10 protein-coding genes are annotated in these 9,868 nt (G+C 67.0%); 2 read left to right on the top strand and 8 right to left on the bottom strand.

Features of this window, described 5'->3' with window-relative positions:
* The coding region (gene rfbB / locus QZ772_RS22840) for a dTDP-glucose 4,6-dehydratase (RefSeq protein WP_295531507.1) at positions 1-777 on the bottom strand (777 nt) is incomplete at its 3' end.
* Positions 778-1,002: 225 nt separating this feature from the next.
* Here rfbB and QZ772_RS22835 point away from each other — a divergent pair.
* Positions 1,003-1,242: a hypothetical protein gene (locus QZ772_RS22835; RefSeq protein ID WP_295531505.1), complete on the top strand. Its 240-nt coding sequence runs from the start codon at positions 1,003-1,005 to the stop codon at positions 1,240-1,242.
* 153 nt (positions 1,243-1,395) lie between these two features.
* On the opposite strand, the gene QZ772_RS22830 is transcribed toward QZ772_RS22835, so the two are convergent.
* The 7 genes from QZ772_RS22830 to QZ772_RS22800 all read right to left on the bottom strand — a co-directional run bounded on the left by QZ772_RS22830 (position 1,396) and on the right by QZ772_RS22800 (position 7,489).
* A complete protein-coding gene (locus tag QZ772_RS22830) occupies positions 1,396-1,863 on the bottom strand; it encodes a M15 family metallopeptidase (protein WP_295531502.1) in 468 nt (155 codons plus the stop codon).
* A 77-nt stretch (positions 1,864-1,940) separates the two neighbouring features.
* A complete protein-coding gene (locus QZ772_RS22825; protein ID WP_295531499.1) occupies positions 1,941-3,500 on the bottom strand; it encodes a hypothetical protein in 1,560 nt (519 codons plus the stop codon).
* Positions 3,401-5,065 carry a hypothetical protein gene (locus QZ772_RS22820; protein WP_295531497.1) on the bottom strand — a complete coding sequence of 555 codons (1,665 nt, stop codon included), beginning with the start codon at positions 5,063-5,065 and terminating at the stop codon, positions 3,401-3,403. The genes QZ772_RS22825 and QZ772_RS22820 overlap by 100 nt, the downstream gene beginning before the upstream one ends.
* Before the next feature lie 195 nt (positions 5,066-5,260).
* Entirely contained in the window at positions 5,261-5,875 is a 615-nt protein-coding gene (locus QZ772_RS22815) for a patatin-like phospholipase family protein (protein ID WP_295531494.1), read from the bottom strand.
* A gap of 255 nt (positions 5,876-6,130) precedes the next feature.
* A complete protein-coding gene (locus QZ772_RS22810) occupies positions 6,131-6,769 on the bottom strand; it encodes a TIGR00645 family protein (protein WP_295531491.1) in 639 nt (212 codons plus the stop codon).
* A gap of 61 nt (positions 6,770-6,830) precedes the next feature.
* Positions 6,831-7,229, bottom strand: coding sequence for a type II toxin-antitoxin system VapC family toxin (locus QZ772_RS22805; RefSeq protein WP_295531487.1), 399 nt, complete (start codon positions 7,227-7,229; stop codon positions 6,831-6,833).
* Positions 7,230-7,243: 14 nt separating this feature from the next.
* Entirely contained in the window at positions 7,244-7,489 is a 246-nt protein-coding gene (locus QZ772_RS22800) for an AbrB/MazE/SpoVT family DNA-binding domain-containing protein (RefSeq protein ID WP_295531484.1), read from the bottom strand.
* Between the two features lie 225 nt (positions 7,490-7,714).
* Here QZ772_RS22800 and acs point away from each other — a divergent pair, with 225 nt between their 5' ends.
* Complete coding sequence (gene acs, locus QZ772_RS22795) at positions 7,715-9,718, top strand: acetate--CoA ligase (RefSeq protein ID WP_295531481.1); 2,004 nt, start codon at positions 7,715-7,717, stop codon at positions 9,716-9,718.
* Positions 9,719-9,868: the final 150 nt, after the last annotated feature.

Genomic DNA, 9,868 nt, shown 5'->3' with positions numbered 1-9,868 from the left:
CTCGATGTTGGGCTTCTCGTTCCAGCCGCCCACGTTGTAGGTCTCGCCCAGCTGGCCGGCCTCCAGCACGCGGCGGATGGCGCTGCAGTGGTCCTTCACGTAGAGCCAGTCGCGCACTTGCATGCCGTCGCCGTACACAGGCAGCGGCTTGCCGGCCAGGGCGTTGACGATCATGAGCGGGATCAGCTTCTCGGGGAAGTGGAAGGGCCCGTAGTTGTTGGAGCAGTTGGTGGTCAGCACCGGCAGGGCGTAGGTGTGGTGCCAGGCGCGCACCAAGTGGTCGCTGGCGGCCTTGCTGGCCGAGTACGGGCTGTTGGGCTCGTACTTGTTCTCTTCGGTGAAGGCCGGGTCGGTGGCGGAAAGGGTGCCGTAGACCTCGTCGGTGGAGACATGCAGGAAGCGGAAGGCCGCCTTGCGCTCGGCCGGCAGCTGGCTCCAGTAGCCGCGCACTGCTTCGAGCAGGCGAAAGGTGCCCAGCACGTTGGTCTGGATGAAGTCCTCGGGGCCGTGGATGGAGCGGTCCACATGCGACTCGGCGGCGAAGTTGACGACGGCGCGAGGCTGGTGCTCGGCCAGCAGGCGCTCGATGAGGTCGCTGTCGCCGATGTCGCCCTGCACGAAGACGTGGCGCTTGTCGCCGTCCAGCGAGGCCAGGGTCTGAAGGTTGCCTGCGTAAGTCAGCTTGTCGAGGTTGACGACCGGCTCGTCGGCACCAGCCAGCCAGTCGAGCACGAAGTTGGCGCCGATGAAGCCAGCTCCTCCGGTTACAAGGATCATGAGATTAGTGAGTAGTTATGTTGCGAGGTGCAGGACGCGCATGCCAAAGCTGGCAAAAGACCGCGAATTATCCAAAAAAAATTGACATTGACGCTCTGCCGTTGCTTCAGCACACGATTGCTTCGATGCCTTAAAACAACGCCCAGCCTCACGCGTCCAGACTCTCCGTAACGATATGCGCATGATCCTTGCGTGCCACTGCCCGTCCACCATCAAGGCGCCTCCATGACCGATTCCGCTAACGAAGAAGCATTCGCTCAACCCGACTTGTCCGCCCGTCTCGAAGCCATCTACGTATTCCTCAAGCTCACGAACTTCCATGTTTCTCACATCACTCTCGCCCGCGCGGTCAACGGGTATGCCCAAGCGCATTCGCTCTCTCCGCTTGAGGCCGCCTGTGAAGTCGAAGCACGTCTGTCTGAAAGTAGCTTGGCAGGTCGAGATCTCGTCGAATACGCCGGTTGAGAAAGCAGTTGCGCGGTGTGCCATCCAGGTTGCTCCAGAACCTAACCGCCGCGCTGCGGTCGATGGGGCAGGCGCCGTCAAGGCGAGATCGCACGTAAGCTGCAAGAACTGCCTGAGGCTGGAACAGGACATGGGCCGGTTGGGTTCTCCGGCTCACGGGTACTTCGCCCGCGGCAGTTCGTAGTGCGGGCCGTCGATGAAGGCCCGCTGACCAGCGGCCCGGCGACGGCTGACGTAGTCGGCCACCAAGTCTTCCGGGCTGTCGTTGGACGCGGTGAAGTCCACATCCCAGGCGCCGCCCCAGCGCAGCGGCGTGTTCAGCTCGCGCGCCGCCGTGCGCACGGCGTCGGCAATGACGTAGATGGGCGGCCATTCCCAGCGCAGCTTGCCGTTGAAGTAGGGCACCAGGTCCACCGCGTGGCCGGTGAGGTGGCGCGAGTCCAGGGTTTGCGACGCGCCGGTGGCGATCAGCTTCTTTTGTTCTTCGAGCGTGCGCAATCCGTCGTGCACGCCGAAGTCCTGCGCCGTCAGCACGATGGCGCGCTGCACGATGGCGACCAGGTCGGGGTGGACGCCCTGCAGTTCGTTGAGCGAGTTCTTGCCGAGTTTGAAGTTGGCCATTGGCTGCCCTTCGTGGGGGAGTTGGGTTGCGGGTGGGGACGTGGATGCAGGTCGGGACGCTGCGTCGCAGGCGGCGCTCAGCGGGTCGGAATGGCAACGCCGGCTTGGGTCCGCAGTGCGGCCAGGCGACCATCGCCCGGTGCGACCCACAGCTCCACCACGCCGGGCGTGGCCTTCAGGCTCTTTGCCAGCGGCTCTGCACGCCAAGCCGGATCGCCCACGCTGCGGAAAGCGGCATTCGCGCCATCGGCGATGGCCTGGGCGCAGGGCTTTGCGCCCTCGTCGTGGTATCGCAACACGGTCTGGCGTACCGGCGTGGGATTGGCCCGGCCGGCTCGGCGCGCGGAGTCATAGACGTCTTCGACGGGCGGCACGCTGGCGCCCCAGCCACGCCACCAGTCGCGCATCGCGCGCACGGCCTCCCGGTCGGCGGGACCGTAGATCTGCACGTACAGCGTGGTGCGACGGCAGACGTCGAGGCGCTGTGACCAGGGGAGCGGACCGGCGACAGGCGCGGGCGTGGGCGTGGGCGTGGGCGTGGGCGTGGGCGTGGGCGGCGCTGCAGGTGTCGGCGGCGCCGCTGGAACAACCGCCGCTGCTGGCAAGTCCGGTGCTGGCGTTGGGGCTGGTGCTGGTGCTGGCGGCGTCGACGCCGGCGCTGGCATCGACACAGGGGCGCCCAGCGAAGGCGACGCTGCAGCGGCGGCACAGTGGCCAACGCGCATGTCTTCCAGATCCTGCGCGTTGACTGCGCCGTTGGCCTTGACGGTGGGCGTGAGGGCGGGCATGCCGGGCAGGCGGGTCAAGGCTTCGAAGTTGGTCTCGGCCCGCACCATGGCATCGCGACGGGGCGAGCAGGGGTGCAGGGTGGCCCATGTGGCGTCGGCGCTGTAGTCGTAGCCCCAGTAGGGCGGCGCGGGTAGTTCGTTGCGTCGCGTCACGCAGGTGGGATAGAGCGAAGGCATCGGGCCACTGCCCGAGGCCAGCAGCACCAGGCAGGATTGGCTCATGCCCGGTCCCTGCTGTTGGCACAGGGTCGAGGCGTCGCGCACGATCTGCGTCCCCAGGGCCGACCCCTGCAGCCATCGTGCCTCGTCGCCGCGGCACAGCGCGTCGGCCGCGCGCACGATGGCCGCAGCGAGCGTGGAGGTGGCGGCCCGTCCTTCCGGCGTTTGAACGGGCGGCGGCTGGTTGGGCGCGAGGTCGGGGCCCAGTGGCGGCAGCTTGGCCCACAGGTCGGCCAGCTCCTTCATGGCAGCGCGCTCGCCGATGATGCGGCTGTTGATGGCCGCGCGTGCCCCTTCTGCGGCCTGCCAGACCGACACGCCGACGGTCGCCACCGCGCCGGCGCTCAGCGTGGCGCCCACGGCGGCGACACCGATGCGCGGCGGCAGGCGTGATGGTGCTGCCTTGTCCGACTGGCCGCCGCCCGACTCCGTCGGCTCTTTGCGCCCGCGGCCGCTGCCAAGCTGCAGGTGCGCATCCGGCTCGAAATACGAATCCGGGGCACTCAGCACGTCGAGCACGAAGCCGGTTGTCAGCTTGTCAGCCAGAAAGCGGCCCAGCGAAAAGTAGCTTTCCCACTGCGCTTCGCTGAAGAACTGGTCGCTGGTCGGCTCTGCGGAAATGCCGGGCACTGCTGGCGGTAGTTCTCTACATCCATCGGCAGGCCGGCGCACATGTTGGGCTTGATCACGATGAGCACGGCGGGCGGCGGCGCTGCGCCGCCCGGCAGGGCGGGGTAGTGCACCGTGGCCAGGGAGAGGCATGCGCAGCCGTGAGGCGACGCCAGTTCATTCAGCGAGCCGAAGAACGACAGCGTGCGTGCCCAAACGCTGGGCTTGGTCACGGGCTTGTGGAACACGATGCGCGTGTCGAGGTCGATGCGCGCCTTGCGCACGAGGTTCTCGAGGTCGGCGAACGCGTAGTCGGGGTCGGCGCCGCAGTCCGCCACCAGGATGAACTGCGCACGGGCAGCGAGCAACGCGTAGGCTGCGGTGTTCTCGAAATGACCGCCGTCGGACACCAGCCAGTCGTTCTTGCCGGCGGCTTCGAAGGTGCCTGCAGTTTCGGCGAGCAGGCCGGCCGATTTGTCCAGCCGCGGACGCCACCAGGGCCGTGGCGTTGCTTCGTGATCGCGCGCCTCGCGCGTCAGCCAGTAGCCGAGCCGCACACCCGCGAAAGTGAGCAGAGCCGACAAGCCGCGCTGCGTGCGGGCCCCCAGGCCTGGCGCCACGGCGGCGCCGGAGATGGCCAGCCAACTGCCCAGGCTCATCGTGCCAATGCCGGGCATTCGCTTCCAGCCCTCCTGGCCGAGCTGGGAAGCTCCGCCCGCCATGACGCACAGCGGCAGGCCTTTGCGGTCGCGGTTGAACAGGCGGCCCCGGGCGGCGGCGCTCTGGTTCACACAGGTGTTGATCAGGTGAACCGGCCCGCCTGCACGATGCGGGGCGTACTGTTGCAACGGGGTGTCGTCGTCCGGATGCACTTCGCCCACGCTGTGGTCCGGGGTGTCGGTGCGCAGTGCGCCGTCGATGGGGTCGAGTGCCGACGTATTCATGCTGAAGCGCCGGCCGTTGGCCGCCCCCAGATAAGCGCGGGTGAGCCGTGCCGCATAGAAGGTGTGCAGCGACGACAGGTTCAGGAACTGGACGTTGCGGCCGGTGCAGAGGGCGTAGGCTGCAACGGGCAGCATCACCAGCAGCAGTTGCAGCCAACCCGCACCGAAGTCTGGCTGCGTCAGCGCCCGTCCGCCGGGCGAGGCACCAATGCCCGTGATCGGAAACACGGCACCGAAGACGACCTTCATCACCAGCGCCGTCCACCACACCAACAACAAGGCGCTCAGCAGATAGCCCAATGCCTGCAGCAGCACGCTGCCCGTCGAGCGCAGCCAGGGTGGGGCAGACTGCCCGCCCGTCGCCATGGCCGGCGCGGCCGCGCGCAACGCCACAGCCGCGGCGCCAAGCGCCAGGCCGACGTTGACGGTCGAAAAGCCGTCGAAGGCGAGTTGCCATGCCAACCGGTCCACGACGCCCAGGACGAGACAGGTGCCGGCCACCACGAAGCACTGCGAAAGCCGTGCGGTGAGCGCGTTGCGGGCGGCGCCGAGCGGACCGGCGGGGCCGCCCGCGATGTGTCGGGCCATGTGGGCGGAACTCAGGTTGAGCAACACGAACAGGGCCGCGCCGATGATCGCCACCCAGTGCCACGGCTCGCTGCGGATGGCGTGGGTCCAGTTGGCCCAGGCCAGCGCAGACGCAGGCAGTGCCACCACGGCGATGCCGATCGCCATGCCGCGCAGCCGGGGCCCGGCCTGCGCGGACCGTGCCCACTGCAGTTGCCAATAGGCCAGCAGGTAATGCACGGCCACCGGCAGCATCAGCCATGAAAGGGGTCACAGGGTCGGCATCGAGGGATGAAGCCATTCGATCCAGTCGAACACGGAAGGCAACTGGTTGCCGGTGAGCGCGACGCCTTGCCAGGCCAGAAGGTCGATGCCGCACAGCATCCCGGCCACCAGTACGGCGATGACCCCAAACTCGACATGGATGCCAACAAGGTTGCGAAGGTAAAGGGCCAGGGCGAACAGCGTGTCGGCGGCGCCGGCAGGAGTGAGGTAGCGCCCGCTGGCGCGCAGCCACCAGCCGAAATGCGTGCTCTCTGCCTGCGCCAGGGCCTGATTGACCCGAGTCAGGTGGTCGGGGCTGGAGCCGCGGTCGAACAGCCGGCCCAACATGCCCCCGATGTACCCGCCGCCGGAGACGGTGGAGAGCAGGTCGAACCGCAGCAGCAGCCGGTTGGCAGCCAGTGAGCGAAGCACCCCGAGGCAGAAAGTGGCACTGCGGATGCCGCCCCCCGACAGGGCCAGACCCAAGAGCGGATCGGCAACAGCCGGCGACGGCAAGCCCCGGTCGGGGAAGGCGTGCGCACTCTGGGCCAGTGCCGCGCGTCTCTCTGCGACGGCGAGGTCCAGGGCGGTGGCAGCCGGTGTCGGGTGGTGAGGGTCCATGGTGCCTCCTCTTCGGCCCCGAATTTTTAGGAGCCGGCGAGCGACGCACATCACCCATCCGTGGCTGGCGCAAGGCTGGCGCTTCAATCAGGATGGAGGGCTTTGCCAACGCGATAGCGCAATGCGGCCGACAACAAAAAACCCGCGCCGACGTTCGCCGGGCGGGTTCAGAGAGGCGCCGGGCAGTTCGCCCGGCCTGTTGGAGCCGGCCACGCCCAGCCGCAGCGACTGGTCATGGCATACGGATGCAGAGCGTCAGTGCCCGCCGTTCTTCTTGCCGTAAGAAGCGCCGCTGCTCATCAGCTTGTCCGTATACGCAATCGCCATGGCCGACAGCAGGAAGGCCACATGGATCACCGTCTGCGCGATCAGCACCTTCTCGGTGTAGTTGTCGGCGTTGATGAAGGTCTTGAGCAGGTGGATCGAACTGATGCCGATGATCGACATCGCCAGCTTGACCTTGAGCACCGAGGCGTTGACGTGGCTGAGCCACTCGGGCTGGTCGCGGTGGCCTTCGAGGTTCATGCGGCTGACGAAGGTTTCGTAGCCGCCCACGATCACCATGATGAGCAGGTTGCTGATCATCACCACGTCGATCAGCGCCAGCACCACCAGCATGATCACCGTCTCGTTCAAGGTGGTGATGGGTGCCACGGTTTTGTAGCCAATGCTGGTGATCAGGGCCTGCAGCGCATTCTGGTTGCCGAATGCGGCCTCCACCAGATGCAGCAGCTCGACCAGGAAGTGCACCACGTACACGCCCTGCGCAATGATCAGGCCCAGGTACAGCGGCAGCTGAAGCCAGCGGCTGGCGAAGATCAGGTTCGGCAGCGGGCGCAGGGGAGAGGTGCGTTTGACGGGCGCGGGCGGGGTGGGGTCGTTCAGGTCGGCCATGGAAATCGGACGGAGAGGAAGAAAAGTGAAGGGTGCGGAACCAGTAGCCCCGGCGCAGGCGCTAATGCGAGCCGGGGCGCAGGCAGCGAATTTGCACGTTCAATGTGTCAGCCACGGCGAGCCAGGGCCGGTCCGCCGTGAGCACGGGCGCATTCAGCCTCGCGGCGACGGCCAGGCACAAGCGGTCGCCGAGGCTGAGGCCATGTGCGCGGGTCACGTTGCGCCAGTGACCCGCGCGGGTGCCATCTTCTGCAGTGACGTCCACCACCTGATAGCCCAGATCGGCCACCACGGCGTCGATGGCATCCGGCTGCATGCTGCGGTCGAGCAGCTTGGCGACGATTTCGCACTGGTTGGCGGCGGTTACCAGGCAGACTCGGTCGTGCAGGGCTTGCTCCACTTCCAAATGACCGGGCTCTTCCTGTAGGAAGGCAAGGATGGCGGAGGCGTCAAGCACCATGGGCGGGGGCGCGGTCATTCCTTTTCGGCCGCCTGGCGGCGCTCGGCCGCGAGTTCGTCGGCCAGCGAAGGCACGTCTTTTCCGACCGTTTGTTGAAAACGTTGCTGCGCCCGGTGCAGTTGGGCGCGCCGGGTCGTGGCGACCAGTTCACCGTCACGCACGCTCCAGATCAACTGGTCGCCATCGTGCAGGCCCAGCTGTTCGCGCAGTGCGGCGGGAATGACGGCCCTGCCATGGGACAAGTTGGATGTGGCATGCATGGCAAATCAGTGGAAATTTTCGCGAACTGGCATTCTCTCCTGTTGTGGATCGAATTTGCCAGACGCATAGCCATGGCCTTTGAAGTGGCAGGGCCGTGGAATGTCGAAAGAATAGGCGCCATGCCAGCGCTCCGAGTCAGAGCGTCGTAAGACGCCGACGTGACAGTCGCAGCGTTCCCTTCTCATCATCCAAGACCGGCCTGCCAGGCCGCAGGAGACAAGACCATGAGCAGCAGCAGCTCGGCTTCCACCATCCAATCCGTGCTCGTCGAGAACCGCGTCTTCGAGCCCAGCGCCCAGGCGCAGCAGGGCGCCCGCGTGTCGGGCATGGCCGCCTACCAGGCCTTGTGCGACGAAGCCGCCAAGGACTTCGACGGCTTCTGGGCAGGCCAGGCACGCCAGCACCTGAACTGGACCAAGCCCTTCAGCCGCACGCTCGACGAGTCGAATGCCCCCTTCTACAAGTGGTTCGACGACGGTGAACTCAACGCCAGCGCCAATTGCCTGGACCGCCACATCGGCACTCCCGTCGAGAACAAGACGGCCATCGTCTTCGAGGCCGACGACGGCACCGTCACCCATGTCACCTACAAGGAACTGCTCGCACGCGTGAGCCGCTTCGCCAATGCGCTCAAGGCGCACGGCATCGGCAAGGGCGACCGCGTGATCGTCTACATGCCCATGGGCGTGGAAGGCGTGGTCGCCATGCAGGCCTGCGCGCGCATCGGCGCGACGCACAGCGTGGTCTTCGGCGGCTTCTCGGCCAAGGCGCTGAACGAGCGGATCATCGACGCAGGCGCCGTGGCGGTGATCACGGCCAACTACCAACTGCGCGGCGGCAAGGAGCTGCCGCTCAAGGCCATCGTGGACGACGGCATCGCGCTGGGCGGCTGCACTACCCTCAAGACGGTGCTGGTGTACGAGCGCACGCCCTCGGCCTGGAACAAGGTCGAAGGCCGCGACAAGACCTTCGCCGAGGCGCTGGAAGGGCAGGGCGACGACTGCCAGCCGGTGGCGGTGGGCGCGGAGCACCCGCTCTTCATCCTCTACACCTCGGGTTCCACGGGCAAACCCAAGGGCGTGCAGCACGCCACCGGCGGCTATCTGCTGTGGGCCAAGATGACGATGGAATGGACCTTCGACATCCGCCCCGAAGACGTCTTCTGGTGCACGGCCGACATCGGCTGGATCACCGGCCACACCTACGTGGCCTACGGGCCGCTGGCGGCGGGCGCGACGCAGGTGGTGTTCGAGGGCATTCCCACGTACCCGCACGCCGGCCGCTTCTGGCAGATGATCGAGAAGCACAAGGTCAGCATCTTCTACACGGCGCCGACGGCCATCCGCTCGCTGATCAAGGCGGCCGACTCGGACGAAAAGGTGCACCCGAAGAACTGGGACCTGTCGTCGCTGCGCATCCTGGGCTCGGTGGGCGAGCCGATCAACCCCGAGGCCTGGATGTGGTACCACCGGAACATCGGCCACGAGCGCTGCCCCATCGTCGACACCTTCTGGCAGACCGAGACGGGCGGCCACGTGATCACGCCGCTTCCGGGCGCCACGCCGCTGGTGCCGGGCTCGTGCACGCTGCCGCTGCCGGGCATCATGGCCGCCATCGTGGACGAGACGGGCAAGGACCTGCCCAATGGCGCTGGCGGCATGCTGGTCATCAAGCGGCCCTGGCCCTCGATGATCCGCACCATCTGGAACGACCCGGAACGCTTCAAGAAAAGCTACTTCCCCGAGGAGATGGGCGGCACCATCTACCTGGCCGGCGACGGCGCCGTGCGCAGCGAGGACCGCGGCTACTTCCGCATCACCGGCCGCATCGACGACGTGCTGAACGTGTCGGGCCACCGGCTGGGCACCATGGAGATCGAATCGGCGCTCGTCGCCAAGACCGACCTGGTGGCCGAGGCCGCCGTGGTGGGCCGCCCGGACGATGTGACGGGCGAGGCGGTGTGCGCCTTCGTCGTGCTCAAGCGCGGCCGGCCGACGGGCGAGGAGGCCAAGCAGATCGCGAACGAACTGCGCAACTGGGTCGCCAAGGAGATCGGGCCGATCGCCAAGCCGAAGGACATCCGCTTCGGCGACAACCTGCCCAAGACGCGCAGCGGCAAGATCATGCGCCGCCTGCTGCGCAGCATCGCGAAGGGCGAGGCCATTACCCAGGACACGTCGACGCTGGAGAACCCGGCGATCCTGGAGCAGCTGGCGCAGACGAACTGAAGGCGTTCGCGCAGGGGCAGCTGTCCGGCGCGCGCTGGCGCAGCCTCACTAGTTGTTTCCAGCGCCGCGCGCGGTTGATGCGGATTGACAACGGTCGCTTTGCTGCTTCGGTAACAATCCGAGGCGCTGTGCTTGCGTTCCGGCAACACA

It is taken from the genome of uncultured Pseudacidovorax sp., from assembly GCF_913773995.1.
Classification (GTDB): Bacteria; Pseudomonadota; Gammaproteobacteria; order Burkholderiales; family Burkholderiaceae_C; genus Xenophilus.
This window is presented reverse-complemented; position numbering and strand designations above follow the sequence as displayed.